18 protein-coding genes are annotated in these 17,405 nt (G+C 39.2%); 5 read left to right on the forward strand and 13 right to left on the reverse strand.

Going from position 1 to position 17,405, the window contains the following annotated elements; genetic code table 11:
• Positions 1-42: 42 nt before the first annotated feature.
• Together secDF and MKY46_RS15990 are read right to left on the reverse strand one after the other, a co-directional pair.
• Positions 43-2,310: a protein translocase subunit SecDF gene (gene secDF, locus MKY46_RS15985; RefSeq protein WP_036124424.1), complete on the reverse strand. Its 2,268-nt coding sequence runs from the start codon at positions 2,308-2,310 to the stop codon at positions 43-45.
• A 347-nt stretch (positions 2,311-2,657) separates the two neighbouring features.
• Complete coding sequence (locus MKY46_RS15990; RefSeq protein ID WP_036124425.1) at positions 2,658-2,966, reverse strand: post-transcriptional regulator; 309 nt, start codon at positions 2,964-2,966, stop codon at positions 2,658-2,660.
• Between the two features lie 93 nt (positions 2,967-3,059).
• On the opposite strand from MKY46_RS15990, the gene MKY46_RS15995 reads away from it, so the two are divergent.
• The gene (locus tag MKY46_RS15995) at positions 3,060-4,577 is read left to right on the forward strand and encodes a putative polysaccharide biosynthesis protein (protein WP_036124428.1); all 1,518 of its coding nucleotides are present in this window, start codon (positions 3,060-3,062) and stop codon (positions 4,575-4,577) included.
• Here MKY46_RS15995 and MKY46_RS16000 read toward each other — a convergent pair.
• A complete protein-coding gene (locus tag MKY46_RS16000) occupies positions 4,574-5,209 on the reverse strand; it encodes a DUF421 domain-containing protein (protein WP_036124431.1) in 636 nt (211 codons plus the stop codon). The genes MKY46_RS15995 and MKY46_RS16000 overlap by 4 nt on opposite strands.
• Before the next feature lie 269 nt (positions 5,210-5,478).
• Here MKY46_RS16000 and MKY46_RS16005 point away from each other — a divergent pair, with 269 nt between their 5' ends.
• The 3 genes from MKY46_RS16005 to MKY46_RS16015 are packed head-to-tail and all read left to right on the forward strand — an operon-like array spanning position 5,479 to position 7,617.
• Positions 5,479-5,985, forward strand: coding sequence for a helix-turn-helix domain-containing protein (locus MKY46_RS16005; protein WP_180957783.1), 507 nt, complete (start codon positions 5,479-5,481; stop codon positions 5,983-5,985).
• Complete coding sequence (locus MKY46_RS16010) at positions 5,970-6,824, forward strand: IS3 family transposase (protein ID WP_145991300.1); 855 nt, start codon at positions 5,970-5,972, stop codon at positions 6,822-6,824. Before MKY46_RS16005 ends, MKY46_RS16010 begins: the two co-directional genes overlap by 16 nt.
• Positions 6,802-7,617, forward strand: coding sequence for a polysaccharide deacetylase family protein (locus tag MKY46_RS16015; protein WP_340834776.1), 816 nt, complete (start codon positions 6,802-6,804; stop codon positions 7,615-7,617). The genes MKY46_RS16010 and MKY46_RS16015 overlap by 23 nt, the downstream gene beginning before the upstream one ends.
• A gap of 74 nt (positions 7,618-7,691) precedes the next feature.
• On the opposite strand, the gene yajC is transcribed toward MKY46_RS16015, so the two are convergent.
• From yajC to MKY46_RS16050, 7 genes are all read right to left on the reverse strand, one after another.
• A complete protein-coding gene (gene yajC / locus MKY46_RS16020) occupies positions 7,692-7,958 on the reverse strand; it encodes a preprotein translocase subunit YajC (protein ID WP_036124438.1) in 267 nt (88 codons plus the stop codon).
• Between the two features lie 743 nt (positions 7,959-8,701).
• A complete protein-coding gene (gene tgt / locus MKY46_RS16025; RefSeq protein ID WP_036124159.1) occupies positions 8,702-9,847 on the reverse strand; it encodes a tRNA guanosine(34) transglycosylase Tgt in 1,146 nt (381 codons plus the stop codon).
• Positions 9,848-9,903: 56 nt separating this feature from the next.
• A complete protein-coding gene (queA, locus tag MKY46_RS16030) occupies positions 9,904-10,944 on the reverse strand; it encodes a tRNA preQ1(34) S-adenosylmethionine ribosyltransferase-isomerase QueA (RefSeq protein ID WP_036124157.1) in 1,041 nt (346 codons plus the stop codon).
• 16 nt (positions 10,945-10,960) lie between these two features.
• Positions 10,961-11,965, reverse strand: a complete 1,005-nt coding sequence (gene ruvB / locus MKY46_RS16035; RefSeq protein WP_036124152.1) for a Holliday junction branch migration DNA helicase RuvB — start codon at positions 11,963-11,965, stop codon at positions 10,961-10,963.
• Between the two features lie 18 nt (positions 11,966-11,983).
• Positions 11,984-12,604 carry a Holliday junction branch migration protein RuvA gene (gene ruvA, locus MKY46_RS16040; protein WP_036124149.1) on the reverse strand — a complete coding sequence of 207 codons (621 nt, stop codon included), beginning with the start codon at positions 12,602-12,604 and terminating at the stop codon, positions 11,984-11,986.
• A 112-nt stretch (positions 12,605-12,716) separates the two neighbouring features.
• On the reverse strand, positions 12,717-13,595 hold the full coding sequence (locus MKY46_RS16045) for a phosphotransferase (protein WP_308221982.1): 879 nt from the start codon (positions 13,593-13,595) through the stop codon (positions 12,717-12,719).
• The gene (locus MKY46_RS16050) at positions 13,585-14,634 is read right to left on the reverse strand and encodes a LysM peptidoglycan-binding domain-containing protein (RefSeq protein WP_340834779.1); all 1,050 of its coding nucleotides are present in this window, start codon (positions 14,632-14,634) and stop codon (positions 13,585-13,587) included. The genes MKY46_RS16045 and MKY46_RS16050 overlap by 11 nt, the downstream gene beginning before the upstream one ends.
• Positions 14,635-14,775: 141 nt before the next feature.
• Here MKY46_RS16050 and MKY46_RS16055 point away from each other — a divergent pair, with 141 nt between their 5' ends.
• Positions 14,776-15,309, forward strand: coding sequence for a transcription repressor NadR (locus MKY46_RS16055; RefSeq protein WP_036124139.1), 534 nt, complete (start codon positions 14,776-14,778; stop codon positions 15,307-15,309).
• A gap of 175 nt (positions 15,310-15,484) precedes the next feature.
• Here MKY46_RS16055 and MKY46_RS16060 read toward each other — a convergent pair whose 3' ends face one another.
• The 3 genes from MKY46_RS16060 to MKY46_RS16070 all read right to left on the reverse strand — a co-directional run bounded on the left by MKY46_RS16060 (position 15,485) and on the right by MKY46_RS16070 (position 17,397).
• Positions 15,485-15,877, reverse strand: coding sequence for a thiol-disulfide oxidoreductase DCC family protein (locus MKY46_RS16060; protein ID WP_036124137.1), 393 nt, complete (start codon positions 15,875-15,877; stop codon positions 15,485-15,487).
• Between the two features lie 18 nt (positions 15,878-15,895).
• Complete coding sequence (gene pheA / locus MKY46_RS16065; protein ID WP_036124134.1) at positions 15,896-16,777, reverse strand: prephenate dehydratase; 882 nt, start codon at positions 16,775-16,777, stop codon at positions 15,896-15,898.
• Between the two features lie 164 nt (positions 16,778-16,941).
• Positions 16,942-17,397 carry an ACT domain-containing protein gene (locus MKY46_RS16070; RefSeq protein WP_004226679.1) on the reverse strand — a complete coding sequence of 152 codons (456 nt, stop codon included), beginning with the start codon at positions 17,395-17,397 and terminating at the stop codon, positions 16,942-16,944.
• Positions 17,398-17,405 lie beyond the last annotated feature (8 nt).

The raw sequence follows: 17,405 nt of genomic DNA on the forward strand, positions 1-17,405 counted from the left end.
GGGAATAGAAAACGAATCGTTTTCTATTCCCTGCTTACTAATTTATACTGTAGGTTCGTCAGTTCCCCATTGTTTTTTCTCTTTCTTGTGTAGCTTCCCATCTGATTTTTTCATTTCACGAATTTTTAATGAATACCAGATTTGAGCGGCGATACAGATAGAAGAATACATACCTGTAATCAAACCAATCAATAAAGCGATAGAGAAGTTTTGAATAGATGGTGCACCAAAAATTAATAGGGCTACAACAACGATAATAACAGTTAACACTGTATTAACAGAACGTCCCATTGTTTGGCGTAGCGATTTATTCACTATATTCGCCAATACTTCACGGTCATTAATGGTATCATAACGATCTAAGTTTTCACGCATACGGTCAAAGGTAACGATCGTATCATTGATGGAATAACCAACAATTGTTAAAACAGCCGCAATAAACGTAATATCTACCTCTAAACGCATGAAACTAAACACAGCAACAATTAAGAATACATCATGCAGAAGCGAAACAATCGCCCCGATCCCCATGCGCCATTCAAAGCGAATTGCTACATAAATGATAATACCTAGTGCTGCAAGAGATAATGCCTTAATGGCATTTTTCACAAGTTCCTTACCAACAGTAGGAGATACTGTACTTACAGTAGGTTTATGACCATATTCCTCAGTTGTTTCTTTTTGGAATTTCAAAATATCTGCTTGAGATAAATCGGTTTTATAACGTACAACCGCTGAGGTACTCTTTTCTCCTGAAAGAACTATATCTTCCGAAGGGAAGCCGATACTATCAACATATTTTTCCACTGCTTCTTTTGTTAACGTTTGATCTGCTTCAATTTGAATACGTGTACCACTAGAGAAATCAATACCAAGGTTTAGACGGAAAACACCAAGAACTACTAAACCAGCCACTAAAATAGCTAATGAGAATGTATAGAATTTCTTACGGTTGTGTACAAAGTCGAAGCGATCAAATTTCGTTGATAAATCTAATGCACCAATATTTTCATCCAGACTATGTTGTTTTGATTTCGCAATACCATACCAGGCTGGATTATTGAAATAGCCACTGTTCACAAGTAAACCTAATAGTACACGTGAGCCCCAAACGGCTGTTAAGAAGCTCAATAAAATACTAATGATTAATGTTGTAGCGAATCCTTTAACTGAGCTTGTCCCGAAGAAGAATAGCACACCTGCTGCTAATAATGTAGTTAGCTGTGCATCGACAATCGCTGATAAGGATTGTTTAGAGCCTAGTTGGAAGGCTTGCTTCGCTGAGTAGCCTACACGTAGTTCTTCTCGGATACGTTCTGCTGCTAAAATATTGGCGTCAACTGCCATCCCTATACCAAGTACAATAGCTGCTATACCAGGAAGCGTTAAGACTGCATTAATCCAATCAAATACAACCAGTACTAGGAATGTAAATACACCAAGTGTGATGATCGAAATAAAGCCTGGTAAACGATAGTAGAATAGCATAAATAAGAAAATGATTACTACGCCAACAATACCAGCGAAAATAGTGCTTTTCAGTGCTTCATCACCAAATTGAGCACCCACAGAAGTTGAATAAATTTCATCAAGTTTAACAGGTAATGCCCCTGCATTTAAAATACCTGATAAATTTTTTGTTTCTTCAACAGAGAAATTACCACTTATCATTACATCTGTTGTATTTAATGTTTGAGAAACTGTTGCTGCAGATGCATAACGAGGCTTCGCTTTCTGTGATTCTGCTTTATAAGAATCAACACCCTCTTCGAAGTCTAACCATACAACCAATAAATTTTGTCCTGCAGGTTTCGCAGCAATTTTACTTGTTACATCAGCAAATTTTTCCGCATCTTTTAATTTAAGCGAAACAATTGGACGATTTTGTTGGTCAAAGGAAGCACTTGCTCCATTTTCTTTTAGATCATCTCCATCTAATAATAAATTATCATCAACATCACGGAATGTTAAATTCGCAGAAGTAGACAATAACTTACGTGCAGATTCTTGATCCTCAACACCTGCTAATTGCACACGAATTCGGTTTTCTCCCTCGACTTGAATGCTAGGTTCACTTACCCCAATAGCATTTACACGGTTGCCAAGGGCTGTTGCCGTAGCAGTGACGATTTCAGGTGTAATTTTTTGACCATCTTTTAATTCATTTACCTCGTAAAGTACTTCAAACCCGCCCTGTAAGTCAAGACCAAGCTTGATGTCCTTTAAGACGCCGTTTACAGTCGTACTAATTCCTGCTGCGAAAAGCACTAGAATTAATAGGAATGCAACTATACGACTTTTTAGTTTCATCAATAAATCCTCCTCGAATTGGTGTAAGGGCTGTCCTTACACGCCAAACAAGTAACTAGCAATACCTTTTGAAACGTTTAATCCTCCTTTTCCTTTAGAATCGTGTTACCTGTGCCTCAAAAAGGTTGCTCTACTTATTCAATCGTTCATAACGCGCAAGTTTATCTTTGTATTATTAGGTACTAGCCTTCCAAATGCAAGTAAAAGAGCATTCAAGACTTATGTAAGTAAAAACTTATTCAAAATAAAAAAAGCGCAACACACTTATTATGAAACAGGTTGCGCTTGGTGTCAATTCAACACATTTAGGATTCTTTGAAATATTGTAAAATTTGACACATCCTTGATTACGTTCTAACTGGACCAAGCAGTAATTGTAATTCTTCCATACCTACTTCTTCAAACCAATTATTACTTTGTAAAAACTCTACTTGATTAAATGAGACAATATCAGATGGTGATACCGCAAAAATGGTCGCAATCACCTCATGTAAACGTAGCTGTTCGATTTTCTTTTTACGCCATTTTTTTTCAATACAGTAGCGCCAAAGTTCTTCCGCCGTAATGGCATCATATTGATAATGTTTGAACTCTGCCATCTTACTATCAATTGCCGGACGGATTTTTTCAAATAGTTGCTCATATTGCATACTCATTTTGAATCATCTCCAATCAAAGTCGTAACGTAAGACATGTTTGCATACAAATAGTGTAAATGAATTTTTGCGGCTTGAGAAGGGACGGATGGCATGAGTTCTTTTGTAAGAGGTACATTATTTTTAATGTTCGTGATTTTTTTATCTAAACTTTTTGGCTTCTTTTATAGAATGCAATTTATGCGTATTGCTGGTGAAGAGGCTGTCGGCATTTATATGACCGTCTATCCAGCATTTATTTTCTTTATCTCACTCATTCAACTTGGACTACCTATCGCTGTAGCTAAAATCGTGGCAGAATTACTAGCAAAAAATAAGCGCGAAAACATCTTTGGTGTCATGCGTACGGCCATTCTTTGGTCATTCATAGGTATGATCATTTTTATGCCACTCGTTGCACTCACAATACCATATATTTCGACGACGCTCTTACATAATGAACAGACAACATTTACGCTATGGATTGCACTCTTTGCTGTACCTGTGTCCGTTGGATCTGGGTTATTACGTGCTTATTTACAGGGTGTAGCTAAAATTACCCCAACTGCTTGGGCTCAAATGATTGAGCAAATTGTCCGAATTAGCTTCATTACGTTAATGCTGCCTTATGTGGCTAATTACAATAATGCGGCTGTTACTGCTGCTGCTGCAATGGGTATTACACTTCTTGCTGAGGTTGTAGCATTCCTCTATTTATGGCTACATTATATCGTTTCGAAAAAGAGACTATTGACGCGTAAAACTAAAATCGAAGGCTACCCTGCATCACCCATGCTACGTATTGCCCTTCCCTCTGCGGGCAGTAAGCTGTTTGGTTCTTTCACTTGGTTTTTAGAACCGATTATCTTTTTAAAAGCTTTGACAGTTGCAGGTTTAACCGCTTCTGCTGCTACTATTTTATATGGTGTCATCTCTGGTGTTTTAGTACCCTTACTATTGTTCCCAGCTTTTGTATCAACAGCCTTATCCATTGTACTAATTCCAGCTGTGAGTGATGCCGTCGCTCGACAGCACATCCCGCTGTTACAAGAGCGAATTTCGGTCTCCCTAAGATTATCTTCCTTAGTAGGCTGCTTTGCTGCTACGTATTTCTTTGTACATGGTGATGAATTAGCTATGAAGCTCTTCCATCTAGAAGAAAATCGAGGGTACGTTAAAATTTTAGCACCAATTTTTTATTTTTATTATATTCAAAGCCCACTCCATTCTATCTTACAAGCGATTGGTGAAGCTAAAGCTGCTATGATGAACTCCATCTATGGTGGACTCGGTAAATTATTTGTGATGTTTGTACTAGCCTCTCAACCTGGCATTCAGGAAAAAGGAGCCGTCGTAGCTATTGGCTTTGGTGTTTTACTGACGTCCTTCCTGCATATCGCAACTGTTAGACAAAGAAAAAACCTACGTGCTGGCTTCAGAATGTTTGTCGTACCTTATAGTTGCTTTATTGCCGTTTGTGTCGCACAGTATTTTCTTATTCCAATCTTATCACTACCATTTATTTTGAGCAGTGGTGTTACATTATTTTTACTGTTTACTTTTTTATTATTTACCAATCAGTTACGAATCACTGATTTCCGCTACATCAAAAAATTAGCGAAGAAGGTTTAAGATTCTTTTAATTGGATGTGGAGCTTATGGTCTTCCCAAATACAAAAAAATACCGTTTCACTGTTTGTTATATTGTTTTTAGCTAGCTCACCCATTAACCAATCCACATCTTTATGCATGGTCAATAAATGTCTTTCTTGAATATCGCCATCGATAATAAGTGGATACACGAAAGCTTTTTCATCTTTTTTATAGATGGAAAGATTGCCTGATGGCTCTAAATAGGCAAATGCCACATCTGTCACTGATGCAACGCCATTTTCTCGTAATTGCTGACATAAATCATCTAAATTATAGCGGTGTTTTCGCATCTCACTCTCTAAAATAACACCATCTTTTACTAATAAAGCTGGGTCACCATCCACTAAATCTCGTATTTTTTTGAACTTTAACGATAAGTAAGCACTTAAAATTTGAATAAAGAGCAAAATAATGATAGGTAGTATGGCATTAAAGAGAGGATTTTTAAAGTCATCTAGCGCAAAAGCAGCAACTTCTGCAATCAATACAAATACAACCAAATCTATGACTGATAATTCTCCTACTTCTCGTTTACCCATTAAACGGAAAACAATGATAATAAACACATATAAAAAACAAGTTCGAAAAATAATATGGTAATATTCTTCCATAAAAACACCCCCATACTATCAAAGTGACCTTACTTATTGTTTTTTATACAATTTTCAAGGAATAGTCTCCACTTGTTCGTACACAATAACAAAGAACAAAATGCTTAACGACTATAAAAACAAACAAGGTGAGAACATGACAAGGAAAATAATTGTTTTCGTTGTTGTTTATATGCTGCTGTTGCTAATAAGCCCCTCCCCTATTTACGGATACCATGAGCTGCACCCAAAATATTGGACTTAAAAATCTACTATAGGGGGTGCAGGTAGTGATTTCTGATGAACAAAAATTAGCCGCAGTTCTAGCTTACTTTGAAGAAAAAGAAAGTACGTATCAGATTGCCAATCGATTACAGAGGGATCGACAGTACATTCGATTATGGATTGAATTATATCGCTATCATGGCATCGAAGGAATTATTCGTCCTCAAGGGTTCACGAATTACGAAGATTCTTTTAAAATAAAAGTAATTCAACACCTGATAGAGACGGGCGATTCGCTCCTTCAGACTGCTGCGAAGTTTAATATTCCTTCCCGTGAAACCGTTCGGAGATGGAAAAAACAATGGATGTCAACGGCTGGTGAGGTGCTCTATCAAGTAGAAAAGGAGCGCCAATCAATGCCAAAAAAACAACCACCTTCGTCCGATTTAAATGGAAAAACAACGGATGAGTTAAAAGCCGAAATTGAGTATTTACGGATGGAAAATGCCTATTTAAAAAAGTTGAAAGCCTTAGTTCAAGAAAAGGATGCCTTCAAATCCAAGAAAAAGTAAGAGCTGTCTATGAGCTAAGGTTGGATTTTCCTCTTCAAGCTCTATTAAAAGTCGCGAAACTTAAGAAAAGTACGTATTATTATCATCTCCAAAAATGGGTAAAACCAGATAAATATCAGGCGATCAAAGAACGAATTCAGACGCTTTTTCATTACCATAAGGGGCGTTATGGCTATCGTCGTATTTGTTTAGCCCTCCGAAATGAAGGGTTTTTCATCAACCATAAAACGGTCCAACGATTGATGCAAGAATTGGGCTTAAAAGGGACGGTACGCCCTAAAAAATACCGTTCGTATAAAGGGACAGTCGGCTATGTCGCAGAGAATGTCATCCAACGTGATTTTGAAGCCACTGCACCCAATCAGAAATGGGTAACCGATGTAACGGAGTTTAAAATAAACGGTCAAAAAATCTATATATCCGCTGTATTAGATTTATTCAATCGAGAAATCGTTGGGTATGAGGTATCAAAATCACCTAATTTTGAGTTAGTTCAACAGTCTTTTAAGAAGGCGTTTACGTATACAAAGTTATCGAAAAAGAGTGGCTTAATCGTCCATTCTGATCAAGGATGGTTATATCAAATACCACGTTTTAAAGCGTTATTGGCAACACATGAAATCAAGCAAAGTATGTCACGGAAAGGAAATTGTTTAGATAATGCCGTGATAGAAAGCTTTTTTGGCATTATGAAATCAGAATTTCTATACGCAACAACGTTTAAGAACTACGAAGCATTCAAAAAAGCGTTAGTAGACTATATCCACTACTACAATCATGAACGGATAAAAATAAAACTCAACGGAAAAAGTCCAGTTGAGTTTCGAAGAGTTTCTTAAAAGTTCAAATTTTTGGGGTCAGTTCAACCAAGAGCCGGAAATACCGGTTCTTATGTATCATCATTTAGAGGAACATATAAATAATACTACAGTTATTTCACCCGAAAATTTTGAAAATCAAATGAGGGCGCTGAAAGGTGCAGGATATCATACCATTTCTGTTCAGCAATTATATGATTACTTAAATGGGCAAACGCCATTACCTCCAAAGCCTATATTAATTACGTTTGATGATGGGTATTTAAGCAATTATGAAAAAGCATACCCTGTTTTAAAAAAATACGATATGCATGCAGAAATCTTTGTGATTGCAAGCCGAATCCTAGAAAATGATGAAAAAATTCAACAGCCAAAAGAAATTCCAAAGATGAGCTGGGAGCAGTTAAAGGAAATGAAGGATTATATGACAGTTCAGAGTCACACATGGGATTTGCATTATAAATTACCTTCAGAAAACGGTAGGCTAAATGGTGCGGTATATGGACCAGGTTTTGTAGACGGACAACTTGAAAGTTATCATGCATACGAAGAAAGAGTTAGAAATGATTTTATTCGCTCACGAAAAATAATAAAAGAAAAACTTGGCTATGAGCCCATTGCTATTAGCTATCCTTACGGCATTCATTCACCATCCACCATAAAATTAGCAAAAGAAGCTGGTTTTAAGATGGCCTTTGTTATTCAAAATAAACATGTGAAAAGGGGCGATTCTCTGTTTACGTTAAGCAGAATAACTGTAAACGGCAAAGATTCTGGTGAAGTATTGATCCATAAAATAAAAACAGCTAACTAGCCATGAGTTCGCTTCATGTGTAAAAAAAGACTTACAACATAGCTAATGCCCTATTGTAAGCCTTTTCTCTTTTGTTACTGATTGTCATTAACAATTCGCCCAATTGCTTGACGGTCAAATTTCACTCGTACATTGTCAGCGATTTTTAACGTCACTGCTGTGTCCTCAATCGCATCTACGACACCATGTAGACCACCGATTGTAATGACTTTATCTCCACGTTGCAAACTACTTTGCATATTTTGTGTTTCCTGCTGTCTTTTTTTAGCTGGACGGATTAAGATAAACCACATTGCAACGAACATTAATAATATTGGCGCTAATCCTAATAATTGATCCATAATATATCTTGCCCCCTTTCCAAATCTCACTTTTTTAGTATAGACTATTCCACCAATAAAAAGCGATGGACAAGCCAAAAAATTTTCTCAATTACTAATATTTTTTCTATGATTGACATTATTTTGCTAGAAATATTCACTTTTTACAAAGATTTGAATGCTTTTACAAAACGATTGCCATAGTATAAGGACATTAGGCAGTGCCTAATGTCCTTTCATAGTGTTGAAAAACAAAACCATCCATAGAATTTATATGAAAGGTGAAAAAGGATTTCCGTTGCAGGCTACTTGCTTTCCTGTGGGCGAGCGCCGAGCTATCCCACGGGAGTCAAGTAGCCTTCCACTCCAATCCATAAAAATGTTTCTGTTTAGCAAAGATCTTCAAATAAAGTGAAGGTATTCATTACTCTTTATGGAGGGTGTTGTCACTCATCACTTCTCCACATTGAAAATAAGAGGCTATCCTTTCTCTAATCTTACAAATACGGCTCGTATGAAAGATAAGGAAAAGACATTTTTGCAGAATGGTTGATTGGAGTGGAGCCAGTGTCACTCCTAGGGGATTTAGCGTCATAGAGGAGACCCTGGAGCGAACGCAGTGAGTGAAGCGGCTCATCTGACGCCCCCTGGAAAGGACGCTGGTGGAACGGAAATCAACCCTCGCCTTACAAAATTGCTTATTATGCCGTTGACATTACCTTTTTTATTTCGATTCAGTAACATAAAATGAAAGGCGTAATGGCTTAAAAGTTCTTAGCATTTGGCCCATTGAAGCCATATTTTTCAAAGAATTCTTCTCGGAAATCACCAAGGCGGTCTTGACGAATGGCTTCACGCACTTGTTCCATCAGCTTCAATAGGAAATGTAGATTATGATAAGACGTTAAACGAATACCAAACGTTTCTTCCGTACGGATAAGGTGTCGAACATAGGCACGAGAATAGTTTTTACATGTATAGCAATCACAATTCGGATCAATTGGACCAAAATCACGTGCATACTTAGCATTTTTCACCACTAGACGGCCTTCAGATGTCATTAGTGTACCATTACGCGCAATACGTGTTGGCAGCACACAGTCAAACATATCAATCCCACGAATTGCTCCATCAATTAAAGAATCTGGTGAGCCAACCCCCATTAAATAACGTGGTTTATTTTCAGGCATCATTGGCGTCGTAAATTCTAACACTCGGTTCATCACATCTTTCGGTTCACCAACAGATAATCCACCAATTGCGTAGCCTGGGAAATCTAATTCCACTAATGCTTCTGCTGAACGACGGCGTAAATCCTCATACTCTCCGCCTTGGATGATCCCAAACAAACCTTGCTCCTCTGGACGCTTATGCGCTTCTTTACAGCGTTTTGCCCAACGTGTTGTACGATCAACTGATTGCAGCATATAATCATGTGTCGCAGGAAATGGTGGACATTCATCGAACGCCATCATAATGTCAGACCCTAAATCATTTTGAATTTCCATTGCTTTTTCAGGGCTTAAAAATAGCTTATCTCCATTAAGGTGATTACGGAAATGAACGCCTTCCTCCTCAATTTTACGGAATTGACTTAGGGAGAACACTTGGAAACCACCTGAATCCGTTAAAATAGGACGATCCCAGTTCATAAATTTATGGAGTCCGCCTGCTTCCTTGACAATATCATTGCCTGGACGAAGCCATAAATGGTACGTATTGGACAAAATGATCCCAGCATTCATTTCTTTTAATTCCTCTGGCGACATCGTTTTAACAGTTGCTTGTGTGCCCACTGGCATGAATGCTGGTGTTTCAAAGGAGCCATGTGGTGTATGGACGATGCCAAGACGTGCTCCTGTTTGTTTACAAGTATGAAGTAATTCATATCGAATTGCTGGTTGTGTCATAAACTAAAAATCCTCTCTTATCTGAAGTAAAAACAGTACTTCGATTATATCCACTATTATTTTTTCGGACGTATAAACATCGCATCTCCAAAACTAAAGAAGCGATATTTTTCCTCCACTGCTTGCTGATAGGCACTTAAAATAGTTTCTCGAGTAGCTAGCGTACTAACAAGCATGACAAGTGTTGATTTCGGTAAATGGAAGTTTGTAATTAACCCATCCACCACCGTAAAGTTGTAGCCTGGATAAATGAAAATAGACGTCCAACCTTGTTCTGCTCGCACTTCCCCCTCATATTTAGAGCCAATTGTCTCCAATGTACGTGTAGAGGTTGTCCCAACAGCTATGACCTTGCCGCCGTTTTGCTTAACACGATTAATCGTATCTGCCGCTTGTTCGGTCACACTATAGAATTCAGCGTGCATTTCATGGTTTTCAATCGAATCCACACTAACAGGACGGAAAGTGCCGAGACCCACATGTAGCGTGATAAAGACCACTTCTACACCTTTCGCTTTTACCTGCTCTAATAATTGCTCCGTGAAATGCAGTCCCGCTGTTGGTGCTGCAGCTGAGCCACGTTCTTTGGCATAAACCGTTTGGTAACGATCCTTGTCCTCAAGTTTTTCACGAATATATGGAGGCAACGGCATTTCACCAAGTTGCTCTAATATTTCATAAAAGATGCCATCATAATGAAAGTCAAATGTACGTCCGCCATGTTCAAGCTCTCCTGTACAAGTAGCTGTTAATAAACCTTCACCAAATGTGATAACAGTTCCTACTTTTACACGCTTAGCTGGTTTTACAAGTGTTTCCCACTCATCTGTACCAGCTAATTGCTTTAATAACAATACTTCTATATGTGCACCTGTTTCCTCTTTCACACCCATTAAGCGAGCAGGTAAGACTCTTGTATCATTTAATACGAGACAATCTCCAGCATGTAGCTCATCTAAAACGTGAGCAAAATGGTGGTGCTCTACTTTAGTAGCGCCAGGTGTAACAACCATTAAGCGGCTCGCAGTACGATCAATTAATGGCGTTTGAGCAATAAGCTCCTCTGGTAATTCAAAATCAAAATCTTCTACACGCATGAAAAAACTTCCTTCTTTATGTTTGTTGTGGATACTCATATCCAAAATGTTCGTAGGCTAAATGTGTGGCAACTCTTCCCCGTGGTGTACGTTGAATAAGGCCAATTTGCATCAAATAAGGTTCATATACATCCTCTATCGTAACCCGTTCCTCACCAATCGATGCCGCAAGCGTATCTAAGCCCACTGGACCGCCTTGGAAGCGCTCAATCATGTTCGTTACAAGTTTATGGTCGATATGATCAAGCCCTCTAGGATCAACTTGTAACAGCTCTAGCGCTTGCTGTGCAAGACCCTCCGTTATCATACCATCTCCAAGCACTTGTGCATAATCTCGTACTCGTTTTAATAGACGATTCGCAATTCGAGGTGTTCCGCGTGAGCGTCTCGCCATTTCCATTGCCGCTACTTGCTCAATTTTCACCTCAAATAAATGAGCACTTCGCACCACAATTTCAGCAAGTGAACGATCATCATAATATTCTAAGCGTAGTAACACACCAAAGCGATCCCTTAAAGGGGCTGATAAGGCGCCAGCTCTTGTTGTAGCACCTACAAGGGTAAAGGGAGGTAAATCAAGGCGTACAGAACGTGCTTCTGGACCTTTCCCCACCACAATATCTAAACAGAAGTCCTCCATTGCTGGATATAGCACTTCTTCAATGGCACGGGAGAGTCGATGAATTTCATCTATAAATAAAACGTCCCCAGGCTCAAGTGAACTTAAAATAGCTGCTAAATCCCCTGGGCGCTCAATTGCAGGGCCACTCGTCATGCGTACATTGACATTCATCTCATTCGCAATAACAGCAGCTAATGTCGTTTTACCAAGTCCCGGAGGTCCATATAACAGCACATGGTCTAAACTTTCTTGGCGAAGCTTTGCCGCTTCAATGAATATTTGTAAGTTTTCCTTCACTTTATGTTGCCCAATATACTGCGTTAATTTTTGAGGGCGTAAAGATAATTCAAACTGCTCATCATAGCTACCTGCCTCACTTGCCATCATACGTTCAGACATGCACCTTCCCTCCTTTCCTTATTTTATTTTTAGCAATAGTTGCAATGCTTGTTTCATAAAGGCATCTGTCGTTTCCAGCTTGTCGTTGTCCTCAAGCTGTGGACGAATTTTTTCGAGCTCTTTTTCAGAATAACCAAGTGCCATTAACGCTAGTATAGCTTCTTCTAGCTCATGCTTATAAGGATTCACACCAAACAATGGTAGCTCATGTTCTGCACTAGGAAGCTCCAATGTATCTAATAACGAACCTAGCTTGCCCTTCAAATCAAGAATCATTTGACGTGCCGTTTTTTTCCCAACCCCAGGGAACTTCACTAAAAACGCTTCGTCCTCCCGCTCAATGGCACTAATAACCTGTTGCGGATTCCCAGTAGCTAAAATCGCTAGAGCCCCCTTTGGCCCTATGCCAGATACTAATATTAGCTTTCGAAATAGCTCACGTTGATCTAGATTAGGGAAACCATATAAAACTTGTGCATCCTCTCGTACATGCAAATGAACATATATCTGTTGCTCTAGGGCTGATGTGCGGAATGCAAACGGATTGGGCGTATGAAGTTGCCAGCCAATACCATGTTGTTCTAATACTATAAACTCAGGTGTAATACGAGTTACTTGTCCTTTTAAATAATCATACATCTATAATCCCTCACAATCATCGTCTTCGATTATAGCATATAGCGAACGAATGCTCGACAAAAAGTAGTGGCAAAAGTGCTGTTGCCAAACAAAAATGACCGCCAAATGACGGTCATTTTTTAACAAATCTATCAATATCGTACCACAGTTTTGGCCAATAGGTGAGGGCTCGTTTTGTGAATGGCACTAAATAATCTAAAAATACTAGCTGTTGCTCTAGTGGTAAATCCACTGCAAAAAGCCATTCTCGTAATAGCTCATTCGGATATTTCAAACGATGGAGCTTTCTTTTATCCAGTCGTTTCAGCTCAGGTAATTCGGCAAAAATTTTTCCAAGATCATAATCAACAGCAGGTAATACACGATGCAACCATAAAATATATTCATCATCTGCTTCGCCAAGATGTGCTAAATCAAAATCAATTAAACGTAATTGTCCATCAGAGCACCATAAAAAATTATGATGAACCACATCCCCATGTAATAGTGTGATTTCTTTTTCAGGCGCATCCTCTAATGCAATCAGTTGTAAAGATTTATCACTATAATGCACAATTTGATCAATTTCTTCTTTTGTTAAAAAAGCTCGAAACTCATTTCTTCTACTTTTAAAACGCATATGACGCATTTGCCATTTTAAAAGCTGCGAGTAGGTATGCAAGCCTGGCACTCGCTGCCAAGCTATTTTTTTATGTGTATCATGTAAAGCTATTAATAATTTAAGAGATTCTTCGCGATCTTTTTTATATGCAAAGTTAGCACCATGGCTTCCTTCTTGCCATACTTGCACAATTAACTGCTCATCATCACTCTGGACCAATGGTAAGATCAGAGAAGGCTCCATGCGTCCTAACTGGCGATGAATTGCTCTCACCTTCTCTGCAATTTCCACTTGCTTCGCTCGTTTGACAAAATAATGATTCGATTCATACTTATATTTCCAAATGTTTGACTTTAACTCTTCTACAATATACGCTTTTTCACCATCGATAAGGCGTCATCCCGCCTGGGAAATAGTGCGGTGACATCCATTGTCCCCCTGCTGGTGGGCACGGCGGTGGACAATGTGTCGGACATGGTGGTGGCGGACAATGACAAGGATCCATTTGCCATGTAGGCATCATCATTGGTTGTTGATGACAGCCACAGGATTGACCCATGTTCATATCAGGCATCATCATTGGCTGTGTACCACAGCCACAAGATTGACCCATATTCATATCAGGCATCATATCCATTTGTGGCTTCATTTGCTGATCCTGTGTATGGAAGAATGGTGATGTAGACTCTAAAAAGTCTTCCATCCCACCTACTTTATGATCTGGCATGTCACAAGACATTGGCTGTTGTGGCATCGTATAATGCTCGACCTGAGGTTGCATTGGCATCATCGGCCACCACATTTGATGATAGATCGGTTGATGACAACTTGAGCAATGTGGGACAGCAGGCATTTGTGGCATGATATGCATCGGTGGCTGTGGCGCTGGTTGTGGCATTGGCATTGGCTTCGGTTGAGCTACAGGTGGTGGTGTAGGTGCTGGCGGCGGTGGTGCTGGCTGTATTTGCACTGGTGGTGGTGTAACAGTTTGTTCTACTTGTGGCATCACCACTTGTTGGTGCCAATTCATTTCCACAGGCTGCGGTACCCACATCGGTTGTTGTGGCATTTGCATAGGCATTGGCATCGGTATTGGAATCGGAATCATTTGTGGTTCTGGCATTGGCATAGGAGCTGGTGGTGGCGGTACAATAGGCGGCGGTGGTGGCATCGGTCGCTGTACCTCTTTTTTAGGACTTTCCTTCGGTGCCTCCTTATGCACTTGTGTTTCCTTTTTCGGCATTTCTTTATGTGATTCTCTATGCGGCTCTTTGTTTATTTTTTCAGGCAATATAATTTCCATACCTGGAACAATATAATCTGGGTTGGCAAGATGGACATTGAGCCGCTTCAAATCTTCAAACGAAATGCCGTACTCTTTCGCAATCTTCCACAAGGTGTCTCCCTTTTGAACAATATGAATACGCAATTTTTTCCTCCCTTCCTCTCTACGTATCATATGTTCAATGTTTCATTTGGATACAAAAATTTCAACAAGTTAGAAATGCTTCATGGTACACTAAAACATAAGGAATGCTGATTCCTTTATTATGAGCAGAGGTGAACTCTTATGAAAAAAATGTTAGGCGAAGAACGCCGACTGCAACTTTTAGCGCAATTAAAAAACAGTAAAGCACCTATAACTGGGACAGACTTGGCTAAGTTCGCCAATGTTTCTAGACAAGTTATCGTCAATGATATGACTCTATTAAAGGCAAGAAATGAGCCCATTATTGCCACAAGCCAGGGCTATCTTTATATGCATCAGGAACAATTACAGCAAACCGTCGAACGTACGTTCCCTTGTTTGCATACCTCAGAGCAAACAGAGGATGAATTAATGATCATTGTCGATTGTGGTGGTACTGTCAAAAATGTTATTGTAGAACATCCAATATATGGTGAACTTACTGCCTCCATTATGGTATCAAATCGCCATGAAGTGAAACAGTTTATCGAACGTGTCAATGCCACACAGGCCAATTATTTATCCGCCCTTACTGGTGGCATTCATCTGCATGTCATCTCTGCACCCTCTGTTGAAGTTTTAACTTTAATTGAACAAGCCTTACAAAAAAAGGGCTACTTAGTGTCAGATCAATAAATAGCAAAAGCACCGTATGAAAAAGGATTTCATACGGTGCTTTCTGTTTTGATTGCAAATGTTATGCTTCTGATTGGACGCTTGAGCGACAGTATTTCTTTTCTCTTCGCGAGTATTTTGATCCTGAGCGAAAGTATTTTTCCACTCTCTGCGGATATTATAAACCCGTGCGCTACTAGGAAAGAAATCGTTGCCGTTGAGAAGGTGTGGGCAATAAGCATTCACTTTTTTGACCAAATAAACGATAGCGTTGTTTAGCAAATAATCGATACAGCGCATTACGGATAATGGGGGGAACAAGAATCAAGGCATAGAAGCAAGGCCACAGTCCATCCAATTTCCTGCATATGTTTAATGCTGCGGTAGATTCCAGCGAGACGTTCCCTTGTTCAATCAGAATCACACTATCTATATTCTTTGGTATATTGTACTGATTGAGCAATGCTTGGCCGATATCACTTTGAAGTGACGCAAATTGAAAATAGCCAGCTTCATCGTGTTTGATAATAAATTGAACAGTGCTATCACAAAAATTACAGATACCATCAAATAAAATGATGCCTGCCATTACCATTCCTCCCTACAGCTATTCTGCCTCGTCTGATGTAACATAAGTGAAGTAAGTACCCAAAGATTTTACCTTACAGCCTAGTGCAGCTAATTCTTCCATGGCGCCACGCATCATCGGTTCTTTTTCATCTGCTAATACATCAATCATAAAGAAATAATCACCTAGGCCCGTTTTAAGTGGACGTGATTCAATTTTACTTAAATTCAGTTGACGCCATGCAAAAACAGAAAGCACCTGATGCAATGCCCCTGAACGATCCGTTGGCAATGTAATCATAAACGTTGTCTTAGCTTGCCCTTCAGATAGCTCTTGCGGCAATCGTTTATTTTGCTTGGACAGTACAAAGAAACGTGTATGGTTAAAATGGAAATCATGGATATTCGATTCAACTATGTCAAGGCCATATTTTTCGGCTGCTGCGGCATTGCCTACTGCGGCTATACATTCTTGTGGATTTTCTGATACATATTTCGCTGCTGCCGCTGTGGAAGTTGTTTGATGTAATGGCACATGACTGAAACGATAAAATAAGTATTTATGACATTGAGCTAGTGCATGTGGGTGGGAATAAACACCTGCGATAGACTGCCAATGATCCTTTTGCGCTTTATTCACCATTAAATGCTGCTGGATTTTTAGCAATAATTCACCTGTCACATAGAGTGTTGCCTCATGGAATAAATAATCTAATGTTAATGTTACAGAGCCCTCTAAGGCATTTTCTAGCGGAACGACGGCTAAATCCACCTTTCCCTCCGCGACAGCCTCTATACATTCTGGAATCGTCGCACACGGTACAAGCCACTCATTTGGAAAAGTAGCCTTTGTTGCTAAATATGTAAATGATGCTTCTGGTCCTAAATAGGCGATTCTATTTTCCCATTGTTGCTTTGTCATTGCAAATACCTCCTTTATGGCACAATAAGGAGCAGTCCCGCGAGATTACTCACTGTTGGGACAGCTCCTTATTTGAGCTTGTTATCGTATTCTGACCTAGCAGTCTTATTAAACACGATAATTCATTTTTGTCAAAAATTAAAGGATTGAACACTGTACTGTTATTATAATGCTCCAGAACTAATTACTTCTGCTGATTCTACAAAATCTAAGCGCTTTAATTGCTGAATGAGGTCATCAAGATCACAGGTCATGCTTGTTACATCTAATGATAAAGTAACATTGGCACGTCCCTGAATCGGAATCGTTTGATGAATTGTCAATACATTACAATGTGTAATTGTCACAGTTTCTAAAAGCTTAGCAAGTGTTCCTTTTCTATCTTGAAGCTGTAAAAAGACTGTTAAAATGCGTTCCTGCACAATTGAATGAAAAGGAAAAACCGCATCACGATATTTGTAAAACGCACTTCGCGATAAATCCACCTGCTTTACCGCATCCCAAATGGAAGATACTGAACCACTTGATAGTAAGTGTTTCGCTTCCAAAGTTTTTTGCATTGCATCCGTTAAAACATCCTCACGAACTAAATAATATCGCTGATTCGCAACATTCTTCATACGCTTCC

Source organism: Lysinibacillus sp. FSL M8-0355, from assembly GCF_038008985.1.
Classification (GTDB): domain Bacteria; phylum Bacillota; class Bacilli; order Bacillales_A; family Planococcaceae; genus Lysinibacillus; species Lysinibacillus fusiformis_D.

Excerpts from the sequence above, each read along its gene's own strand:
- secDF (WP_036124424.1), bottom strand. The coding sequence starts at position 2,310 with ATGAAACTAAAAAGTCGTATAGTTGCATTCCTATTAATTCTAGTGCTT.
- MKY46_RS15990 (WP_036124425.1), bottom strand. The coding sequence starts at position 2,966 with ATGAGTATGCAATATGAGCAACTATTTGAAAAAATCCGTCCGGCAATT.
- MKY46_RS15995 (WP_036124428.1), top strand. The coding sequence starts at position 3,060 with ATGAGTTCTTTTGTAAGAGGTACATTATTTTTAATGTTCGTGATTTTT.
- MKY46_RS16000 (WP_036124431.1), bottom strand. The coding sequence starts at position 5,209 with ATGGAAGAATATTACCATATTATTTTTCGAACTTGTTTTTTATATGTG.
- yajC (WP_036124438.1), bottom strand. The coding sequence starts at position 7,958 with ATGGATCAATTATTAGGATTAGCGCCAATATTATTAATGTTCGTTGCA.
- tgt (WP_036124159.1), bottom strand. The coding sequence starts at position 9,847 with ATGACACAACCAGCAATTCGATATGAATTACTTCATACTTGTAAACAA.
- queA (WP_036124157.1), bottom strand. The coding sequence starts at position 10,944 with ATGCGTGTAGAAGATTTTGATTTTGAATTACCAGAGGAGCTTATTGCT.
- ruvB (WP_036124152.1), bottom strand. The coding sequence starts at position 11,965 with ATGTCTGAACGTATGATGGCAAGTGAGGCAGGTAGCTATGATGAGCAG.
- ruvA (WP_036124149.1), bottom strand. The coding sequence starts at position 12,604 with ATGTATGATTATTTAAAAGGACAAGTAACTCGTATTACACCTGAGTTT.
- MKY46_RS16055 (WP_036124139.1), top strand. The coding sequence starts at position 14,776 with ATGAAAAAAATGTTAGGCGAAGAACGCCGACTGCAACTTTTAGCGCAA.
- MKY46_RS16060 (WP_036124137.1), bottom strand. The coding sequence starts at position 15,877 with ATGGCAGGCATCATTTTATTTGATGGTATCTGTAATTTTTGTGATAGC.
- pheA (WP_036124134.1), bottom strand. The coding sequence starts at position 16,777 with ATGACAAAGCAACAATGGGAAAATAGAATCGCCTATTTAGGACCAGAA.
- MKY46_RS16070 (WP_004226679.1), bottom strand. The coding sequence starts at position 17,397 with ATGAAGAATGTTGCGAATCAGCGATATTATTTAGTTCGTGAGGATGTT.